17 protein-coding genes are annotated in these 18,994 nt (G+C 64.1%); 10 read left to right on the forward strand and 7 right to left on the reverse strand.

From position 1 onward, the window contains the following. Positions 1-302 precede the first annotated feature (302 nt). Both SO139_RS36230 and SO139_RS36235 read left to right on the forward strand, forming a co-directional pair. Complete coding sequence (locus SO139_RS36230) at positions 303-1,586, forward strand: cystathionine gamma-synthase family protein (RefSeq protein WP_449383367.1); 1,284 nt, start codon at positions 303-305, stop codon at positions 1,584-1,586. 255 nt (positions 1,587-1,841) lie between these two features. Beyond that, a complete protein-coding gene (locus SO139_RS36235; RefSeq protein ID WP_498541523.1) occupies positions 1,842-3,590 on the forward strand; it encodes a caspase family protein in 1,749 nt (582 codons plus the stop codon). Between the two features lie 127 nt (positions 3,591-3,717). Here the strand turns inward: SO139_RS36235 and SO139_RS36240 are convergent, their stop codons facing one another. Further along, on the reverse strand, positions 3,718-4,083 hold the full coding sequence (locus tag SO139_RS36240; protein ID WP_498541508.1) for a VF_A0006 family four-cysteine protein: 366 nt from the start codon (positions 4,081-4,083) through the stop codon (positions 3,718-3,720). A 176-nt stretch (positions 4,084-4,259) separates the two neighbouring features. On the opposite strand from SO139_RS36240, the gene SO139_RS36245 reads away from it, so the two are divergent. Beyond that, entirely contained in the window at positions 4,260-4,733 is a 474-nt protein-coding gene (locus SO139_RS36245; protein ID WP_449383365.1) for a VOC family protein, read from the forward strand. Positions 4,734-4,748: 15 nt separating this feature from the next. Here the strand turns inward: SO139_RS36245 and SO139_RS36250 are convergent, their stop codons facing one another. Beyond that, on the reverse strand, positions 4,749-6,365 hold the full coding sequence (locus SO139_RS36250) for a PAS domain-containing HWE histidine kinase family protein (protein WP_498541509.1): 1,617 nt from the start codon (positions 6,363-6,365) through the stop codon (positions 4,749-4,751). A gap of 31 nt (positions 6,366-6,396) precedes the next feature. On the opposite strand from SO139_RS36250, the gene SO139_RS36255 reads away from it, so the two are divergent. After that, complete coding sequence (locus SO139_RS36255; protein ID WP_498541510.1) at positions 6,397-7,119, forward strand: hypothetical protein; 723 nt, start codon at positions 6,397-6,399, stop codon at positions 7,117-7,119. 125 nt (positions 7,120-7,244) lie between these two features. Here the strand turns inward: SO139_RS36255 and SO139_RS36260 are convergent, their stop codons facing one another. Next, entirely contained in the window at positions 7,245-7,664 is a 420-nt protein-coding gene (locus SO139_RS36260; protein WP_498541511.1) for a CHRD domain-containing protein, read from the reverse strand. Between the two features lie 154 nt (positions 7,665-7,818). Between SO139_RS36260 and SO139_RS36265 the strand changes: the two genes are divergently transcribed. Further along, entirely contained in the window at positions 7,819-8,745 is a 927-nt protein-coding gene (locus SO139_RS36265; RefSeq protein ID WP_498541512.1) for a c-type cytochrome, read from the forward strand. 179 nt (positions 8,746-8,924) lie between these two features. Here the strand turns inward: SO139_RS36265 and SO139_RS36270 are convergent, their stop codons facing one another. Next, complete coding sequence (locus SO139_RS36270) at positions 8,925-9,170, reverse strand: Lrp/AsnC ligand binding domain-containing protein (RefSeq protein WP_449383360.1); 246 nt, start codon at positions 9,168-9,170, stop codon at positions 8,925-8,927. 156 nt (positions 9,171-9,326) lie between these two features. Between SO139_RS36270 and thiD the strand changes: the two genes are divergently transcribed. The 4 genes from thiD (at position 9,327) to SO139_RS36290 (ending at position 13,245) form a co-directional block, all read left to right on the forward strand. Beyond that, positions 9,327-10,127 (forward strand): bifunctional hydroxymethylpyrimidine kinase/phosphomethylpyrimidine kinase, encoded by an 801-nt coding sequence (thiD, locus tag SO139_RS36275; RefSeq protein WP_498541513.1) that lies wholly within the window; start codon positions 9,327-9,329, stop codon positions 10,125-10,127. Positions 10,128-10,342: 215 nt separating this feature from the next. Then, positions 10,343-11,155: a UDP-2,3-diacylglucosamine diphosphatase gene (locus SO139_RS36280; RefSeq protein ID WP_449383358.1), complete on the forward strand. Its 813-nt coding sequence runs from the start codon at positions 10,343-10,345 to the stop codon at positions 11,153-11,155. Then, positions 11,155-12,198, forward strand: a complete 1,044-nt coding sequence (locus tag SO139_RS36285; protein WP_498541524.1) for a glycosyltransferase family 4 protein — start codon at positions 11,155-11,157, stop codon at positions 12,196-12,198. The genes SO139_RS36280 and SO139_RS36285 overlap by 1 nt, the downstream gene beginning before the upstream one ends. Before the next feature lie 63 nt (positions 12,199-12,261). Next, positions 12,262-13,245, forward strand: coding sequence for a threonine/serine dehydratase family protein (locus tag SO139_RS36290; protein WP_449383357.1), 984 nt, complete (start codon positions 12,262-12,264; stop codon positions 13,243-13,245). A 154-nt stretch (positions 13,246-13,399) separates the two neighbouring features. On the opposite strand, the gene SO139_RS36295 is transcribed toward SO139_RS36290, so the two are convergent. Then, a complete protein-coding gene (locus tag SO139_RS36295; protein ID WP_498541514.1) occupies positions 13,400-15,151 on the reverse strand; it encodes a caspase family protein in 1,752 nt (583 codons plus the stop codon). A gap of 191 nt (positions 15,152-15,342) precedes the next feature. Further along, entirely contained in the window at positions 15,343-16,662 is a 1,320-nt protein-coding gene (locus tag SO139_RS36300) for a hypothetical protein (protein WP_449383355.1), read from the reverse strand. Positions 16,663-16,737: 75 nt separating this feature from the next. On the opposite strand from SO139_RS36300, the gene SO139_RS36305 reads away from it, so the two are divergent. Further along, a complete protein-coding gene (locus SO139_RS36305; protein ID WP_498541515.1) occupies positions 16,738-17,934 on the forward strand; it encodes an MFS transporter in 1,197 nt (398 codons plus the stop codon). On the opposite strand, the gene dgcA is transcribed toward SO139_RS36305, so the two are convergent. Further along, a complete protein-coding gene (gene dgcA / locus SO139_RS36310; protein WP_498541516.1) occupies positions 17,904-18,899 on the reverse strand; it encodes an N-acetyl-D-Glu racemase DgcA in 996 nt (331 codons plus the stop codon). The two genes, SO139_RS36305 and dgcA, sit on opposite strands and share 31 nt — an antisense overlap. Positions 18,900-18,994 lie beyond the last annotated feature (95 nt).

The raw sequence follows: 18,994 nt of genomic DNA on the forward strand, positions 1-18,994 counted from the left end.
CCACACCCTCACCGCCGCTTACCCCAGTCGCCGCTTACCCCATAGCATCTGGATTCCCCGCTTTCGCGGGGAATGACAGCGGTAAGAGAGGCGGCATTGTAGCGCCTGAGCCGCCGCAGGAATTTCTTTCGCCGCAGCCGACCAATCGCTGCCAGAGCGCCGCGCATGAGCTATCCTCGGATTGAGCCGCCGCGACGTTGACGATGAGTCGTTGGATGCCGGCGCATCCAGCTCCTGACTGCTTTGCAATCGCAGGGTTCCAACGCGCGGCGAGGCTCACTCGAGAAACAGCGAGACAGGCCATGGCAAAACCGTTCCCGTCCAAGACCCACATCGGCAACCATATGCTGCATCCGGAAACCCTGATGCTGACCTATGGCTATGATCCGCAACTGTCGGAAGGCGCCATCAAGCCGCCGGTGTTTTTGACCTCGACCTTCGTGTTCAGGACGGCCGAGGATGGGCAGGACTTCTTCGATTTCGTCTCCGGGCGGCGCGAGCCGCCGGAAGGCATGGGAGCGGGCCTCGTCTATTCGCGGTTCAATCATCCCAACAGCGAGATCGTCGAGGACCGCCTCTCGGTCTATGAGCGCACCGAGAGCTGCGCGCTGTTCTCATCCGGCATGGCTGCGATCGCGACGACCATTCTCGCTTTCGTTCGTCCGGGCGACGTCATCCTGCACTCCCAACCGCTCTATGGTGGGACGGAAACCCTGCTGACGAACACGCTTGCGCGCCTCTCGATCAGCGCCGTGGGCTTCGCCGATGGCATCGACGAAGCGGCAGTCAGCCAGGCCTCTGAGGAGGCCATGCGCAAGGGCCGCGTTGCGATGATCATCATCGAAACCCCGGCCAACCCGACCAATGGCCTCGTCGATATCGCGATGATCCGGCGCGTTGCCGACGCGATCGGCAAGGCCCAGGGCCACACGCCGATCATCGCGTGCGACAACACGTTGCTCGGGCCGGTATTCCAGCGGCCGATCGAGCACGGCGCGGATATTTCCCTGTACTCGCTCACCAAATATGTCGGCGGTCATTCCGACCTCATCGCCGGCGCCGCCCTCGGCGCAAAGGCTGTCATAAAGGGCGTCAAGGCGCTGCGCGGCGCCATCGGCACGCAGCTCGATCCGCATTCGTGCTGGATGATCAGCCGTTCCCTGGAGACGCTGAGCATCCGTATGGAGAAGGCCGACGGCAACGCGCGGCTCGTGGCCGACTTCCTGCGCGACCACCCCAAGGTGGCGAAGGTCCACTATCTCGGTCACCACGAAGCGACGTCGCCGGCCGGACGCGTGTTCGCAAGGCAGTGCCTGGGCGCGGGATCGACGTTCTCGTTCGACATCGTCGGCGGCAAGGAAGCGGCCGTGAAATTCCTCAACGCGCTGCAAATCCTCAAGCTGGCAGTGAGCCTGGGTGGGACGGAGTCGCTCGCGAGCCTGCCTGCAACGATGACCCATTCCGGCGTTCCCGCCGACATTCGCCAAAAGATTGGCGTTCTGGATTCCACGATCCGGCTCTCGATCGGCATCGAAAACCCCGCGGATCTGATCGCTGATCTCGCGCAGGCGCTAAGTGCGGCCTAACGAACTTGGACGCGAGCGCAGCGGTGGGGCGCTGATGGGCTCGGACGGTATGCAACATCAGGGTGCGATTAACCCTGACTCAATCGTCCGCACCGAAAGTGCCTGGTGGCCGTCCAAAAGGGTATCGCAATGTGACTTATATCACAGAACGAATATTGCTTTTCGGCAGGCTGAATTTAGTCTGCCAGATGCATTCCTGGGGGGACTGCAGTGAGTCGTTTTGGTCTTTTCGTATTATCGATATTTGCCGTCTTGATGGGATGCGGCTCGGCCCACGCCGAGAAGCGCGTGGCGCTGGTCATTGGCAACTCAGCCTACAAGAGCGTGCCCAGGCTATCCAACCCGGTCAACGACGCCGGCCTGGTCGGCGGCATGCTGAAGACGGCCGGCTTCGATGTCGTCGACGTCAGGCAGGACCTCAGCGCCGCGGAGATGCGCAAGGCGCTGCGCGAGTTTGGCGGCAAGAGCCGCGACGCGGATGTTGCGGTCGTCTACTATGCCGGCCACGGCATGGAGGTGGATGGCAACAACTACCTGATCCCGACCGATGCCGTGCTCGAGACCGATACCGACGTCTATGACGAGGTGTTCCCGCTCGATCGGGTGCTGGTCAGCATCGAGCCGGCAAAACAGCTTCGGCTCGTCATCCTGGACGCCTGCCGCGACAACCCTTTCGCCAAGACCATGAAGCGGACCGTGGCCTCGCGCGCGATCGGGCGCGGGCTCGCCAAGGTCGAGCCGACCAGCCCAAACACCATGATTGCGTTTGCCGCCAAGGCGGGATCGACCGCATCGGACGGTGACGCGAAGAATAGTCCGTTCGCAACAGCTCTTGTCGATCGTCTCCCCACGCCTGGACTGGACCTGCGTAAAGCGCTCGGTTTCGTGCGTGACGATGTGCTGAAGACGACCGGCTATAAGCAGGAGCCGTTTGTTTATGGCTCGCTCGGCGGCGATGATGTGTCGCTGGTGCCGGCCAAGCCGGCCGCGGCTCCTGGTCCGCAGGCCGCCCCCCAGGACAGCCTGCGGCGGGACTATGAGCTCGCGCTTCAGGCCGGCGATCGCGAGGCATGGCAAGCGTTTCTGCGAGCCTATCCGGACGGGTTCTACGCAGACCTCGCGCGTGTGCAGCTCAGGAAGATAGCCGCGGAGGAAGAGCGCGCGGCCGCGACCGAGAAGGCGCGGTCGGCCGAGCAGGAGAGGGCAAGGCTCGCCACCGAACGCGCGCAGAAGGCGGAGCAGGAGAAGGCCGCTGCCGCGGCCAAGGCGGCCGAGGACGCCCGCATAGCCGCCGAGAAGGCCAAGCAGACCGAGGAAGCCAAGGCAGCGGCCGCTGAGCAGCGGCGGAAGGAAGCCGAGGCTGCAGCCGCGAAGGCGCTCGCGGAGAAGCAGGCCGTCGAAAAGGCGGCAGCCGAGAAGGCTGCGCAGCAGGCTTCTGAGACGCGGTCTGCCGAGACCCAGAAGGTGGCGGTGCTTGCGCCTCCGCCGACGTCAACCCTCTCTGCGGCCGAGCTGGCGAAATCGGTGCAGTCGGAGTTGCGGCGCGTCGGCTGTCTGACATCATCCGCCGATGGCGACTGGAATGCAGCCTCGCAGCGCTCGCTGACCCAGTTCAACAAATACGCCGGCACCAAGTTCGACGTGAAGCTCGCGAGCGGCGATGCGCTGGACGCGCTGAAGGCGAAGCCTGGCCGTGTCTGTCCGCTGGTCTGCGATCGCGGCTTCAAGGCGGACGCCGACACTTGCGTGAAGATCACCTGCCGCGCCGGCTACCGGGTGAACGACGACAACGAGTGCGAGAAGGTCCAGGACAAGAAGCCTGTCGCGACCCGCGATGACTCCAAGCCGCGAGACGACGAGAGGAAGAAGGTCGAGTCCGCACCGTCGAAGCCGCAGACGACGGGCCAGATCTATTGCGACACCAGGAGCTGCCGTCCAGTTCGGCAGGGCTGTCGAGTCGATATCGCGGTTGGGCAGTACGGGCACCGAGAAATCTGTAACTGAAAGCGGGCGCAGGGCGAGGAAGGAAACCTTTCGGTCCATGCACCTTCGTTAGTGAGCTTGGCGAATGATGCAGAACACGGAACATGGGTTTTATCCCGGTCGGCACAACTTGCTGCGCTTGGCCTCGCTAGAGCGGATTTGACGTCCGGCATGCCGAGATGATCGCGGCGGCGGCTTCGTTGGCCTGGGCGCCCGAGAGCTGCTGCACGAGGCAAACATAGTAGCCCTTGCTTCGTTCGTTCAACAGGGAGTCTCCGTTGAGCGCGAGCCAGTTGCAGGCGGCGCGAATGTATTGGATGGCCACGGGAGATCGCGTGTCGCGGATGAAGGACAGCTCGCATTGAGCCTGCCGTTCCATGGCGGATTGCGCGAGGGCGAATCCGGAGGATGAAGCGAGCGCTGCGGCGGCGACTGCCGACACAAGCGCAAACAGCGGGCGAACCGGTGCTTTGTCGTGCAGACATCTTTGAGCCGGCAACGTAAAGCGCCTCATAGGCAGACCGCACCTGTTGAAAAAACCAGGGATTGCAGCGGCGATGTGCGTCGCGCGCGAGTCTGTTCCGAAATCTGATGGCTGACGCGGGACGAGTCAAGAAATTGCCATTGGCTGCGACCATATCAGGGCGAGGGGGTTGAACCTGATTGGAGTGGAACTGAAAGGAATCGCGAATGGCAAAGAACACGATTTGCCTTTGGTACGACAAGGACGCCGAAGCTGCTGCCCGCTTCTACGCCGAGACGTTCCCCGACAGCAAAGTGAATGCTGTCCGCCGCGCACCTGGTGACTATCCATCCGGCAAGGCGGGTGATGTGCTGATGGTCGAATTCACGGTCGCCGGCATGCCTTGTCTCGGCCTCAATGGCGGTCCCGCATTCAGACACAGCGAAGCCTTCTCGTTCCAGATCGCGACCGACGATCAAGAGGAGACTGACCGTTATTGGAATGCCATCGTCGGCAATGGCGGGCAGGAGAATGCGTGCGGCTGGTGTAAGGACAAATGGGGCATTTCCTGGCAGATCACGCCGCGCGTGCTGATGGAGGCGATGGCGGCGGGCGGTGACGAAGCAAAGCGCGCATTCGAAGCGATGATGGGCATGACGAAGATCGACGTCGCCGCGATCAAGGCGGCCCGACGCGGCTGAAGTTGTGCTTGAGCGTCATGTCGCGGGTTTAATGGGCAGTTCGATAACGCACCGCAAGCCATCGGGCCGCAAGTCGAACCGCGTCGTCGCCCCGAGCTGTCCGGGCAGTCCCTGTTCGAGCAGTGTCCGGCCGAAACCATGTCGATGCGATATGACGAGCTCGGCGAGCTTCCGTCTATGTTCGCTCCATTCGAGACGCAGCGCGGGCTTGTCAGTGCTCGCCAGCTGCCAGCGGATTTGCAGGGTGCCGCCGGAGCCATTGAGGACACCGTGCTTGATGGAGTTCGTGCCCAGTTCGTGCAGAGCGAGCGAAAGCATCTGCACGGAATCCCTGGGAAGGGCTAGGTTCGGGCCACCGATGGAGACGTCGGAGGAATCCGCCACGCCCAGCGAATTCATTTCGATGTGCACGAGCTCGTCAAGGCCAACCGCTTCCGACGCCTCGCGGGAGAGAAGGCCCTGAACCCGCGAAAGCGCGGCCAGGCGCCCGTTGAAGTCGCCTGCATAATCATCGAGTGACGCGCTCCCCGCCCGCGTCCGTTCCGAGATTGACTGGACCACCGCGAGCAAATTGCGACTTCGATGCTGCAATTCTCGCACGAGAAGCTCCTTGGCCCGCGCGGAGCGTTGCTCCCTCTCGATGCTCTGGAGCGCCGATATCGATCCCGCCAGTTCGGCGGCGACCAGTACCAGGAAATCAAGATATTCTGAATTGAGATGCAGGCGCGAATTGGCGCCGATGAGCAGCGCGCCTGCAAGGTTGTTGCCGGAGCTCTTGCGCAAAAGTGGCAACGCGACGAGTTGCGTCGTCGGCTCAAGCCAGGTGCCGCCCGGCAGCGCGAAGGGAGGTTCGGACGATCGCTCGATGATCCGCAGCGTGCGCGTATTGAGGACATTGACGATGCCCCATTCATCGTCGGGTGACAACGCCGACAACGAGGACGGAAACAGAGCGCGATCGATCTGGCTTGCAGCGACGAGCCGGGCGTTCCCGTTCTCGTCGGCTATGTATTGAACGGCGAACGGGATGTCGGGATTGTCGCAGCAGAGCAGATCCAGAAGATTCTGACAGGTCTCCTCGATGGTCACCGCGCCCGTCGTTGCTTCGATCGTCGCCTTGGACAGCGCGCCCAAGACGCGCATCCGACGCTCGGTCAGGACGCGCGCGGTGGTTTCAACGACCGCCGTGAGGACGCCGACGATGTTGCCGGTCGCATCGATCAGCGGACTATGTGAATACGTGAAATAGCATTCCTCCATGTATCCGTGGCGGTCGCTCGCCAGCAGCAGGTCTTGCGACCAGTTCGCGACGCCCTTGAGTGCGCCTTCGAATTGTTGACCGACGATCGGCCAGGTGTCGGGCCAGGAGTCCGCGCCCGGTCGGCCGAGGCCATGGGGATGCTTGGTCTCGCCGAGGATCGGCTGCCACGCATCGTTGTACAGCATGATGAGCTGCGGCCCCCACCAAACGACCATGGGAAAGCGGGAATTGAGGCAGGTTGCAACTGTTGACTTGAGCGTGTCCGGCCATTGCGCGGGTATACCGAGCGGGGACGTCGACCAATCGTGCGCGCGCATCAGCGCGCCCATCTTGCCGCCCCCGTTGAGGAAATCGGTCGAGTGCCCGCCCATGACCTGACCTTGTCACGCACTGAACGGTCGCTTGGCCCAGCCATTCAAATTGGCGATCCGGCGCGAGCTCCGCATTCTGTTCGAAAAGTCGGCCGCCTTCACAACGCGTACGACCAACGACCATAGCCCGGAATCACCAGTCAGACCATCGAATTTCGCCCGGCCAAAGCGGACTGCGTGTCAGCGCACGATGGTGATCAATTTCGATCAAGCACGTGGTGCCGGCGCGTGGCACACTGCGGATGGAGAAAAGCACATTGGCTCAACGACAACAGTCGAGACTCGCATGTTCCGCGTGACGGCAGATACATTGCAGGCCTATCTCGATTTCGATCCAGAGCGAAAGCATGACCTGGTCAACCTTCACAAGCTGATCGTTCAGGCTGCTCCGGCCCTCAAGCGGTTTTTCCATAAGGGAACACCAGCGGGAGAGGCGGGTACGCGGATGAAGATGATCGGCTATGGAAAATTTCGTTATGCGATCAAATCTGGGAAGACCACCGAATGGCCGGTGATTGGTGTTGCTCTTCAGAAGAACTACATCAGCGTGTACGTAGCGGTGACGAGGCAGGGCGCGCCGGTCGTCCCCAGATATGCGGGACAGCTCGGCGAATTGCGAATGGGCGGCAACAACTTCAGTTTCGAAAGGTTCGATGATCTGAGGCAGAATGCGATGTCGCTGCTGTTCGCGGAAGTTGCCGACATCTTCACGTCGGATCCGAAAAATCCCGTTCGATACATGCAGGGCGCGTGATGTGCTTCGCGGGAGTTGGAGGATGACGGCGTTGGACAGGGCGCGCGCTATGCCTTGTCGTGGGCTTGAAAAAGGCCGGACGCTGGCGCGCCCGGCCTCTCGTCGCGCGAGGATGTCGCAACGCTTTACTTCGTCACCTGGCCGCGGATCTCGCCGCCCGGGTTCGCTGCGGTGTGGATGTTGATGTAGTACTTGCCGCCGAGCAGATCGGCGGCCTGCGCGTCGGTGAGCGTCGCTTCGCCCTTGACGGGGCTCGACGTCGCATTCGGGATCGCGACCGCGACGCCGGCATTCTTGCCGGTCTCGGCCGGGCCGTGGAAGTGAGCGGCGGTCGCCGGGCCCGAGAGTCCGGAATAGGTGACGGTCCAGGAGAGTTTCTTGCTGGCGGCGTCATAGTCGAGATCGGCCGTGCCGGTGCCGCTGCTGGTCGTCGCAGGCACCTCGGCCTTGCCGTCCAGCGTCGCCTTCAGTTTCTCCGCGCAGGCGGGTCCGGCAAACGCAACGGCGGCCGTCAGCGCGAGCGTGGCAAAAAGGGGCTTGTTCATGGGTCTCTCCCTGTTGACCTCGTAAGGTGGCAAACGTCCAAACAGTGCGACTTGGAATTTATTCCCCTCCAGCGTTCAAACCATCTAAATTATTCGTGGCTGGAGCGACGGTGGCTGCAGCCTTAAGTTCGTCTGACATCGATGGATTTCGTGAATGTTGCGACGAACGATCATTGCTGCGCTGCTTGCCGCCGGTCTTGGCCTCGCGCTCTATTGGTGGCTCACGGCGCCGGTCGCCCTGGCACTGCCCGCCGCCTCGCGTGCGCCCGATCTTGCCAACGGGCAGGAGCTGTTCAACGCCGGCGGTTGCGCTTCCTGCCATGCTGTGCCGGGCCAGCCCGACCGCCTGCGGCTTGGCGGCGGGCTTGCGATTGGCTCGCCGTTCGGCACCTTCTACGCGCCCAACATCTCGCAGGATCCGGCCGACGGGATCGGACGTTGGAGCGAGGCCGATTTCGTCAATGCGGTGATGAAGGGCGTCTCACCCGATGGCGCGCATTACTTCCCGGCATTTCCTTATACGTCCTACGCGCATGCGAAGGTGGACGATGTGCGCGATCTCTTCGCCTATCTGAAGACGCTGGCCGCCGTTCCGGGCAAGGTGCGCGATCACGATTTGCCGTTTCCGTTCAACATTCGCCGCAATGTCGGCGTCTGGAAATTTCTGTTCATGGACGGCACGCCTTTCGTAGCCGATGCCGCGCGCGCGCCGCAATGGAATCGCGGCGCCTATCTCGTGAACAGTTTTGGCCACTGCGCCGAGTGCCACAGCCCGCGCAATCTGCTCGGCGGCCTGATGACGTCGCAACGCTTTGCCGGTGGCCCCAGTCCGGACGGTGAGGGCTGGGTCCCGAACATCACGCAGAAGGGCATCGGCGACTGGAGCGAAAAGGACATCGCCGATTTCCTCGAGACCGGCGACATGCCCGAGGGCGACAGTGCTTCCGGCGCGATGCGGCCGGTGATCAAGAATCTCGCGCAGCTCACGCCGGAGGACCGCGCCGCGATGGCCGCATATCTGAAATCGCTGCCGCCGGTCGAAGGACCCAAGCCGCCGCCGAAGCGGAAGGAGGGCGGTTAGAGCAGATGAGATTTGGTCCGGCCGATCGCGGGGTCTTACCTCTCCACAGCGGGGAGAGGTCGGATTGCGAAGCAATCCCGTGAGGGGCCGCAGCGATCAGTGAGATCGTAACCCCCCACCCGGACCGCATCTTTCGATGCGATCCGACCTCTCCCTGCGGGAGAGGTGAGATTGGGCGGCTAGCGGCCGCCAAACGCCTTGAAGGTGATGATGGTGAGGGTGTCCTGGATGCCCGGCAGGACCTGTACCTTCTCGTTGATGAAGTGGCCGATGTCGGTGTCCTTGTCGACATAGAACTTCACCAGGAGATCATAGTGACCGGCCGTGGAATAGATCTCGGAGGCGATCTCGGCTTCGGCGAGCGCGTTGGCGACCGTGTAGGACTGGCCGAGCTTGCATTTGATCTGAACGAAGAAAGGAACCATCGCGGTTGCTCCGAAGGCATGATTTGGCGGCTAATAGGCCAAAATCGGCCGGCTTTAGCAAGCGAACTTGCTGGCCTCGTGGCGCAAGCAAGCTTGCTGGTCCCGGGTATGCGCGTTAGGACAGACCATGGCCCCGATCCATCCGAAAGCCGCGCCATGACGACGCCCATAGCGCTCACCATCGCCGGCTCCGATTCGAGCGGCGGCGCCGGCATCCAGGCCGACCTGAAGACCTTCGCCGCGCTCGGCGTCTACGGCGCCTCCGCGATCACGGCGCTGACCGCGCAAAACACCAAAGGCGTGACCGGCATTCATGCGGTGCCCGCCGGGTTCGTGACCGCGCAGATCGATGCGGTGTTCTCCGATCTCGATGTCGACGCGGTCAAGATCGGCATGGTGGCGCAGGCCGCGAGCATCGATGCGATCGCCTCCAGCCTGGTGCGATGGTCGCCACGGCATGTGGTGCTCGATCCAGTGATGGTCGCAACCTCCGGCGACCGGCTGCTGGCGGCAGAGGCCGTCGAGGCATTGCGCACAAGGCTCATGCCACTTGCATCGGTGATCACGCCGAACCTGCCCGAGGCAGCCGCGCTGCTTGATGAGCCGGTAGCAGAGAGCGAGGCCGGGATCGAGAGCCAGGGGCGCCGCCTGCTCGCGCTTGGCTGTCGCGCGGTGCTGATCAAGGGCGGGCACGGGCAGGGCGCCGAGAGCATCGACTATCTCGTCAGCGCGGACGGCGTGATCGCGCTCGCCGCGCCGCGGGTTGCGACCCAAAACACCCATGGCACTGGCTGCTCGCTGTCGTCTGCCGTCGCAGCAGGGCTTGCCAAGGGCGAGGACCTCGCTACGGCCGTGCGCGATGCCAAGGCCTGGATCAGTACGGCGATTGCCGCCGCCGACCGCTTCAGCGTCGGTCACGGCCACGGGCCGATCCATCATTTCCACAAATACTATTGACCTCGGCCGCGATGGCGGCGGCCAGCCGGCGTTAACCAATAAACCTAGGGGTTCCCGGAGTTTTGCGGAGGCCTCTGCGGGGGCCATGTCGCCTGATTGTCGCATGCGGCTGATATCCGCGAAGAGGGCGAGGCAAGGTTTGATTCGTATCTGAGGGTGCCTCACAGGTTCAACCGGTCATCCCCCTGTCACGGGATATTGTTACAGGCTGGCGCATGGGAAGTTACGATGTGAGTGACGAGAGCCCGGAGCGGCGCTTTCGCACGTTGTTCATCTCCGACGTTCATCTCGGAGCCCGCGGTTCGCAAGCCGACCTCCTGCTAGACTTCCTGCGCTACCACGACGCCGATACGATCTATCTGGTCGGCGACATCGTCGATGGCTGGGCGCTGAAATCGAGCTGGCACTGGCCGCAATCGCATAACGACCTCGTCCAGAAGCTGCTGCGCAAGGCGCGCAAGGGTGCCAAGGTCATCTACGTACCCGGCAATCACGACGAGTTCCTGCGCAACTATTACGGCACGCATTTCGGCGGCATCGACGTCGTGGAGAACACCGTCCACACTGGTGTGGACGGCAAGCGATATCTCGTCATCCACGGCGACATCTTCGACCTCGTGGTGCAGAACGCGCGCTGGCTCGCCCATCTCGGCGACAAGGCCTACGACTTCGCGATCCAGATGAATCGCTTCGTCAACTTCTTTCGCCGCATGTTCGGCGTGCCCTATTGGTCGCTGTCGCAATGGGCCAAACAGAAGGTCAAGAACGCAGTCAACTATATCGGCGCGTTCGAGCAGGCGCTCTCCGCCGAAGCACGTCGCCATGACGCCGACGGCGTGATCTGCGGCCACATCCACTACGCCGTGATCCGCGACGAAAACGGCATCCGCTACATGAACTGCGGCGACTGGGTCGAGAGCTGCACCGCGCTGGTCGAGCACGATGACGGCCATTTCGAGATCATCACCTGGGCAGATCAGTTGCAGAAGCCTGCGGCCGTTCCACAGGTCGCGGCAAGAGCCGCATGATGCGCATCCTGGTCGCGACCGACGCCTGGCACCCGCAAGTCAACGGTGTGGTTCGGACTCTGACCAAGCTCGCTGACGCTGCGAAGGCGCTGGACGTCGAGTTCAGCTTCCTCACCCCGCAATCGTTCCGTACCTTCGCGATGCCGAGCTATCGCGACGTGCGGCTCGCGATGCCGCGGCCGGCGAGGATTGCCAAGCTGATCGAGGAGGCGGGCCCCGACAGCATCCATATCGCGACCGAAGGGCCGATCGGCCTCATGGTCCGCCGCTATTGCCGGCAACGCAAGCTGCCTTTCACGACGAGCTTCCACACCCGTTTCCCCGAATATGTCCGCGCCAGGGTACCGGTTCCGGGCTCGCTGATCTGGCGGGCGCTGCGCCGTTTCCACGCGTCCAGCCGCGCCGTGATGGCGGCGACCCCGGCGCTGGCGCGCGAGCTCAGTGAACGTGGCTTTGACAATGTCGTGCTGTGGCCGCGCGGCGTCGACAACAAGCTGTTCTATCCCCGCGCCATCGATCTCTGCTTCCCCGCGCCGGTGTTCCTCTGCGTCGGCCGAACCGCGGTAGAGAAGAATCTCGAGGCGTTCCTCGACCTCGATCTGCCCGGCACCAAGGTGATCGTCGGCGACGGACCGGCGCGCGCCGGCCTTGAGCAGGCCTATCCCCAGGCGATCTTCTTGGGGGAAAAGCACGGCGAGGCGCTGGCCGAAATCTATGCGGCCGCGGATGTCTTCGTGTTTCCGAGCCGGACCGACACCTTTGGCCTCGTGCTCCTCGAAGCGCTGGCGAGCGGCCTTCCAGTGGCGGCATTCCCGGTGAAGGGGCCGCGTGACGTGATCGGCGATGCGCCGGTCGGCGTGCTGGATGAGGATCTGCGCAGCGCCTGCCTCGCGGCGCTCGACATTTCGAGGCAGGCCTGCGTCGAATTTGCTGCCAACCATACCTGGGAGGCGTCAGCGCGCGCCTTCGTCGACAGCATCCGGGCCGTCGGCGCCGTGCTGCCGCACGCCCAAAGGCCGGAACAGCCGCGTTTCGTCGCCTGACTCCACGGCACCCTCACGCGGCGGTGTCTTCCCAGCCGTCAAGGGGCGGGATACAAATTGCCCATGACGGAACAGCCCCTCCCGGTCGGACCTGCCGACATCGATGCCGCAGCGCGCGTGATCGCGCCCTTCGCCATCCGCACCCCGCTTTTGTCCTTCCCCGTGCTGAACGAGCGCGTCGGCGCAAAAGTGTTCCTGAAGCCGGAGATGTTGCAGCGGACCGGCTCCTTCAAGTTCCGTGGCGCCTTCAACAAGGTGTCCTCGATTCCGCAGGACAGGCGCAGCGGCGGCGTTGTTGCGTTCTCCTCGGGCAATCACGCCCAGGGCGTGGCGGCCGCGGCAAAAATCCTCGACATGCAGGCGACCATCGTGATGCCGTCGGATGCGCCGCTCTCCAAGCGCGAGCGCACCAAATCCTACGGCGCCGAGGTCGTGCTGTACGATCGCGACCGTGATGATCGTGAGGCGATCGCGCGCGGCATCGCAGAGAAGCGCGGCGCAACGCTGGTCAGGCCCTATGACGATCCCTTCGTTATCGCAGGGCAGGGCACCGCAGGCCGCGAGATCGCCGAGGACATGGCGGCGCTCGGCATTGCGCCCGACATCGTCGTGGCGCCGGCTTCCGGCGGCGGCCTGATCGCGGGCGTCGCGACTGCGGTGAAAGCGCGTTATCCGCAGGCCCAGCTCGTCGTGGCCGAGCCCGAGGCATTCGACGATCACAAGCTCTCGCTTGCGAGTGGCCACCGCGAGGCGCATGCCCCTGCCGGACGCACGATCTGCGACGCGCTGATGGCGCTGATCCCGGGCGAGATGACCTTCGCCATCAACGGCAAACTGTTGTCGCGTGGCGTCACGGCCTCCGATGCGGAGGTCGGCGCGGCCGTCGCGTTTGCCTATCGCGAGCTGAAGCTGGTGGTCGAGCCCGGCGGCGCCGTTGCCCTCGCCGCGCTGCTCGCCGGCCGCCTCGATGTTGCCAGCAGGAACGTCGTCATCGTGCTGTCGGGCGGCAATGTCGATGCCGACTTGTTCGCCGAGCTCGTGGCCTGATTCTTCGTCGGTTGGTGTGAGCCGAAGTGCTCCGTTTACCTCTCCCCGTCGGGGAGAAGTAACACCGAGATCGTGCTCGCGCGGCCCAGCCTGACGTGACGAAGGGGCGGAGCATTGCTGCTCCGCCCTTCGCCATTGTTGCAGCCAGGGGTGATCAGTGCATGAAGCCGATGCGGCGAGTCATACCGGCGTTCGCCGGTGCCTGATTCATCGTCTGGGCATATTGCGGCTTGAAGGTGTTGTTCATCGCACCGCCGCCAGCGCGGCTCGGCATGGTGTTGAGCTGCGGACGGTTGGTCTGCAGCAGAATGTTGTTCGGCGGATTGTTGTTGGGCTTGACGATGCCGGTATTGCCGTTGTCGGTCCGGTTCGGCTGGTTCTGGGGCTGGACGTTGTTGGTCTTCACGTCGACGTTCTTGATGTCGACGTTGGATTTGCCCACGGTCGTCGCCGGCAGCGTCACGATCTTGCCGGCGGTGCCGTTGTTGGTCGTGCCGTTGGTCGGCGCAGGCAGGGTCACGATCTTGCCCGGGAGCTGCGACGGCGTGGTGTTCGGCTGATTGTTGGGGGGCGGCGTGCTGATCTGGCCGCCACTGCCGACCTTGCCGATGACGTTGCTGTCGATCGGCTTGTTGGCGTTGTTCAGCGCGCCGCCATTGCCCTGCTTGACGAGCGGGATGTACTTGGTCGGGCCGAGATTGCCGGGCTTCAGCGTCGGCGCGATGGTCTGCGGTGCGAGGAAATGCGTCGCCTGCATCAGCGGGATCTGCTTCGGCTCTATCTGGAGCGTCAATGCCGACGTTGCATAGGGGCTGCGGACGTAACTGTCGTAGAAGTTCTTGTAGGCGACCGGCGAGTTGGTGAGAACGGCCTTGTGCCAGGCTTCCGCCATCAGCAGGTTGGCGAGCAACGAGCGGATGTGGTCGCACAGCGGGTCGTGCGGGTACATCTGGACGAACTCCTGATAGTACTCAGGATTGCCCTCGGAGAGCACGTAATCGTAGGCCTGCCGCGCGGAGCGGCTCGGCAGGTTGGACGCCATCTGCACGACCGGCGCGTTCACCGGCGCACGGTTGGCGGCAGCCGCGGTGGCACCGAAGAAATAGAAGTCGCTCGTCAGCGACGAACTTTCCCACGGCGTTTGCTGGCCGTCGGTGGTGTGGTTCACCTCCAGCCGCACCCGCTTGAACAGCTGCTCGATCGGCACGTTCGGTTCACGCGCGACGTTGAGGAAGGCCTGGGTGTAGGGGCTGTGATCGCCCTTGCCGTCGAGAGCTTCAGCACCGGGCGCGGTCGAATAGCCGACGATCGAGCCGTTCGGTGCATCGACGATGGCAAGACCGCGATTGGCATCGATCAGGGATGGGAACGGATTGTTGCGGCAGGCGTCGAGAATGACGATGCGCATGCGGCTCGGGATCGTCTCCAGCGTCGACATCACGTCGACCAGGCGGACCGAATTGTTGACGAGCTCGGTCGGGTTCGAGACTTTTGCATCGACGGGCACGAGATAGTTCTCGCCGGCAAGCTGCACGCCGTGGCCGGCGTAGTAGACCATCGCAACCGTGTTGGGTCCGCGCGAGGCGACCTTCGCGGAAAAGTCCTGCACGACCCTGAGCATGTCGTTCTGGGTCAGGTCGGTTGCGGAAATCACCTCGAAGCCGGCGGAGTTGAGGAATTGCGCCATCGACTGCGCGTCATTGTCGGGGTTCACGAGCTGCGGGGCATTCCGGTAGTTCGAATTGCCGATCACCAGCGCCACCCGCTGCTCGGGGCCTTGCAGCGCGGTCGGCGCGGCATTGCCCTGCTCGACGATCGCGGTCTGCGCGGCAACGGGATTGCACGCAAAGCCGAACAGGCTGCCGAGCAGGCCCGCATACATCAGGAATGATTTGAAATGGAACATGAGCGTGCTCCCTCGGACTAATCTCGACGTGAGATTGGTTGCGGGGACGCTAGACCGGGTTCATGAAGTGTACGTGATGCAAGTCACGATGGCGCCAGGCGTGATCTGCGTCACGCTGGGAACCGCTTCTTGAGCTGGAGCGCCTTCAGCTAACGAGAAGCACCCTCGGTGTCGTTCCCCGAGCTCGCGCCTCACGAGAAGAACGCAATCTTCTCGGCCTGAGTCATGCGGCGGATTGGCGCCAGTGGATCGTTGGCTGCTGGGCGTGGCTTTTGCAGCATGCCGCTCGCGAGAATGGTTGCGCCGAGTGACGGCTCCGACAGCGGCGAGGGCATCGGAAGGGACGAAGCCTGCGAAGCCGCTTGTAGCGTCGCATGCAGAGCTGCCAAGGCCTCTGTTGGCGCCGGACGTTCCATGATCGCAACGGCGGGCTCGAACGGCGCGACCGGTTCGGCTGCGATCGGCTCGGGCAAAGCTGGCTCTTGCAAGGCTAGTTCTTGCAAGGCTGGTTCTGGCAAGGCCGGTTCGGGCAAGACCGGCTCGGCGGCGACGGGCGTCTCGACAGGGGCTGTGGCTTCAGCAGGCTCGGCGATCGCCTCGTCGAACTCGGGATCGGGCGCGGCCATCTCCATCGCGATCCGCTCGAGAATAGCTTCGTCTTCCGCCTCGGCTGCGGCGTCGATCGCGAACTTGTCGGCGGCTTGCGCAATGGGGGCAGGTTTGGCAGCGCTTTCTTCGATCGCGATGTGGCCTTCCGCCAGCTCGGGCTCGCTGGCGACGTCCATCGCCTCGTTGATCGCCACCTCGCCGACGACCTCGGTCGCGGCAACCGTGGCCTCAGGCTCGGAAACTGTCGCGGCCTCCCGCGGCATCTCCGCTGCGGGTGGCTCGCTTGCCGACATCGCTGTCTCGGCATCCGCCATCGCGAGCATCTCGGGCGCCGGAGCGGGCGGGGGGCGAGTCGCCGCCGCGTCTCCCGTTTCGACGCGCTCGACGTGGTCCCTGAGCAGATCGAAGGCGGCCTTGAGCTCGGTACGGGGGTCGATGATCGACGTCTGTCCGCAGGCGGCCTCGATGGCTGCGAGCTGCGAATCAATCAGGTCGCAGATTCGCCCGTCGGCGCCGATCTCGCGCCAGCGCCAGGAGATCTCCCTAATGATGCGCACACCGCGATGGATTGGCCCGAGGCTGGTCTCGAGCAGGGTCGGATCGACGGCCGCGATCGCGATCGTCTCGGCCTCGCGGATGGCGCGGCGAATCGCAACGAGTGCCTCGGGCAGCCGGTCTTCGACGACGGGTTGGCGTTGTGCCGCTAGGGTTTCCTCGATTTTCGCGACCGCCTCGAGCACCATGCGCGTATCGGCGTTGCGGTTGCGCTTGGCGTATTCGCCGAGGAACCAGCGGCCGCGCGCGGTCTCCATGAAGGCCTCGCGGATCGCATCGTAGTCCTGCTCGTTCGGCTCGGCCGCGCGGGCAGACATGGGCGAGAGGGCGAATGCTTCAGTGGCCATGGCAATCTCGTCGCGCAAATCAGTGCGCGTTACAGTAACGATCACCACGATATCGACCGAATCGCAATTGGTTTGATGAAGAGCGAATCACAAATCCCCATCGCAGCAGTGCAAGGCCGGCGATTCGCCGTGCACCTGGCGCTGTTCTACAGCGTCTCGTTCGCCGTCCTCGGCACGCATCTGCCCTTCTTCACGGTGTGGCTGAAGGCGGTCGGCATCGAGCCGGCCTGGATCGGAATCATCAGCGCGGTCCCTGCGGTCACGCGCTTCACCACACTGCCCTTTGTGACCGGCTTCGCCGAGCGGCGCCAGGCTGTGCGCGCGGCACTGATCCTGACCGCGTTCGCGTCGGCGATCGGCTTCGCGATGGTCGGCATGCAGCATCAACCCCTGCCGGTGCTGCTGCTCTATATCGTCACCTGCTGCTTCTGGACGCCGCTGCTGCCGCTGACGGATGCCTATGCGCTGCGCGGCGTCACCCGCTACAAGCTCGACTACGGGCCGCTGCGGCTGTGGGGCTCGGTGGCGTTCATCGCCGGTGCGCTCGCCTGCGGGCTCCTGGTCGACGTCATCGCCGCGCGCGAACTGATCTGGGTCATCGTCGCGCTTGCGGCGCTCACCGCCTTCAGCGGCCTTTCGCTTCAGCCGCTGGATGAGTCGCGACGAAAGAGCGCAGGCGCGCATGGCGGCAAGCGCCTGCTGCGCGATGCGAGCTTCCTCGCGATCATCGCCTCGGCGGCGCTGATCCAGAGCAGCCATACCGCCTATTACACCTTTGCCTCGATCAACTGGCAGGCTCATGGGCTCGGCGGGCTGACCATCGCGGGCCTGTGGGCGCTCGGCGTGTTCGCGGAGATCATCGTCTTTGCGGTCTCGCCCCGGCTTTCGCTGCATCCCTCGCTGCTGGTTGTGATCGGGGGTCTGAGCGCGGTGGCGCGCTGGGCGATCACGGCGCAAGAGCCGCCGGTCGCAGTGCTCGCGATCGTCCAGCTCACACACGGGCTGAGCTTCGGCCTCACCCAGGTCGGTGTGATGAACCTGCTGGTGCGTCACGTGCCCGCGCATCAGATGGCGCGCGGGCAGGGCTACTACGTGGCAACCAGCGGGCTGTTGAGCTCGACGACCTCGATCATCTCGGGCGCGATCTACGCGCGCTATGGCGAGGGGCTGTATTACCTGATGGCTGCGATGGCCGGCACGGGCGCGGTGCTGATGTGGACCGCGCGGCATCACCTCTTCGCTCACCCCCAGAGCGAGGCCTCCGGCGGATAGACGAGGCTCTCGTCATAGCGCAGGCCGTGATCGCGATCCCTCGCCAGCAGCAGCGGCCCATCGAGATCGACGAATCGCGCCTGCGGCGTCGCCAGCATTGCGGGTGCCATCGACAGCGAGGTCGCGACCATGCAGCCGACCATGATCTCGAAACCCAGCGTCTGCGCCGCGTCGGCCATCGCAAGCGCTTCGGTCAGGCCGCCGGTCTTGTCGAGCTTGATGTTGACAGCATCGTAGCGCTCGCGGAGCGGCGCGAGCGAGGAGCGGTCATGTACGCTCTCGTCGGCGCAGACGGCGAGCGGCCGCTTGATGCGCGCCAGTGCCTCGTCCTGGCCGGCCGGCAGCGGCTGCTCCACGAGGATGACGCCGACCTCGGCGCAGGCGGCGAGGTTTTGCTCCAGATTGGCCGCCGTCCAGGCCTCGTTGGCATCGACGATCAGCTCTGATTCGGGAGCCGCCTTCCGCACAGCGGCGATCCTTTCGGGATCGCCTTCGCCGCCGAGCTTGATCTTCAGGAGCGAGCGGTGCGCAGCCTTGGCCGTCGCCTCCGCCATAACCTCCGGCGTACCCAGCGAGATCGTGTAGGCGGTGGTGCGCTCTACCGGAACCGGGCGGTCGAGCAGGTTCCAGGCCCGCAGACCCGCTTCCTTGGCTTCCAGATCGATCAGGGCGCAGTCCAGGGCGTTGCGGGCCGCCCCTGGGGCCATCGCGGCTTGCAGGGCGCGGCGGTCCAGTCCGCCCCCGATCGCCTCCTGCATGGCCTGGAGCGTCCTCAGCGTCACCTCCGGGGTCTCCCCGTAGCGCGCATAGGGCACGCATTCGCCGCGGCCGGTCAGGCCGCCCCGGCTCACCTCCGCCACGACGGTCACGGCCTCGGTCTTGGCGCCCCGGCTGATCGTGAACAGGCCGGCGATCGGGAAGCGCTCGATTCGCGCCGCCAACATTGGAAGTTTGCTGGAAGTCATTTAGAACTCTGGCAATTTCTGAACCGGCTGGTTACCTGATGCAACTAACTATGGCTGGTTGGGGATACCTTCTTCAAGGTAAGGGCGCGTGCGCA

It is taken from the genome of Bradyrhizobium sp. UFLA05-89, from assembly GCF_059803475.1.

Excerpts from the sequence above, each read along its gene's own strand:
- SO139_RS36230 (WP_449383367.1), top strand. The coding sequence starts at position 303 with ATGGCAAAACCGTTCCCGTCCAAGACCCACATCGGCAACCATATGCTG.
- SO139_RS36235 (WP_498541523.1), top strand. The coding sequence starts at position 1,842 with ATGGGATGCGGCTCGGCCCACGCCGAGAAGCGCGTGGCGCTGGTCATT.
- SO139_RS36240 (WP_498541508.1), bottom strand. The coding sequence starts at position 4,083 with ATGAGGCGCTTTACGTTGCCGGCTCAAAGATGTCTGCACGACAAAGCA.
- SO139_RS36245 (WP_449383365.1), top strand. The coding sequence starts at position 4,260 with ATGGCAAAGAACACGATTTGCCTTTGGTACGACAAGGACGCCGAAGCT.
- SO139_RS36250 (WP_498541509.1), bottom strand. The coding sequence starts at position 6,365 with ATGGGCGGGCACTCGACCGATTTCCTCAACGGGGGCGGCAAGATGGGC.
- SO139_RS36260 (WP_498541511.1), bottom strand. The coding sequence starts at position 7,664 with ATGAACAAGCCCCTTTTTGCCACGCTCGCGCTGACGGCCGCCGTTGCG.
- SO139_RS36265 (WP_498541512.1), top strand. The coding sequence starts at position 7,819 with ATGTTGCGACGAACGATCATTGCTGCGCTGCTTGCCGCCGGTCTTGGC.
- SO139_RS36270 (WP_449383360.1), bottom strand. The coding sequence starts at position 9,170 with ATGGTTCCTTTCTTCGTTCAGATCAAATGCAAGCTCGGCCAGTCCTAC.
- thiD (WP_498541513.1), top strand. The coding sequence starts at position 9,327 with ATGACGACGCCCATAGCGCTCACCATCGCCGGCTCCGATTCGAGCGGC.
- SO139_RS36280 (WP_449383358.1), top strand. The coding sequence starts at position 10,343 with ATGGGAAGTTACGATGTGAGTGACGAGAGCCCGGAGCGGCGCTTTCGC.
- SO139_RS36285 (WP_498541524.1), top strand. The coding sequence starts at position 11,155 with ATGCGCATCCTGGTCGCGACCGACGCCTGGCACCCGCAAGTCAACGGT.
- SO139_RS36290 (WP_449383357.1), top strand. The coding sequence starts at position 12,262 with ATGACGGAACAGCCCCTCCCGGTCGGACCTGCCGACATCGATGCCGCA.
- SO139_RS36295 (WP_498541514.1), bottom strand. The coding sequence starts at position 15,151 with ATGTTCCATTTCAAATCATTCCTGATGTATGCGGGCCTGCTCGGCAGC.
- SO139_RS36300 (WP_449383355.1), bottom strand. The coding sequence starts at position 16,662 with ATGGCCACTGAAGCATTCGCCCTCTCGCCCATGTCTGCCCGCGCGGCC.
- SO139_RS36305 (WP_498541515.1), top strand. The coding sequence starts at position 16,738 with ATGAAGAGCGAATCACAAATCCCCATCGCAGCAGTGCAAGGCCGGCGA.
- dgcA (WP_498541516.1), bottom strand. The coding sequence starts at position 18,899 with ATGACTTCCAGCAAACTTCCAATGTTGGCGGCGCGAATCGAGCGCTTC.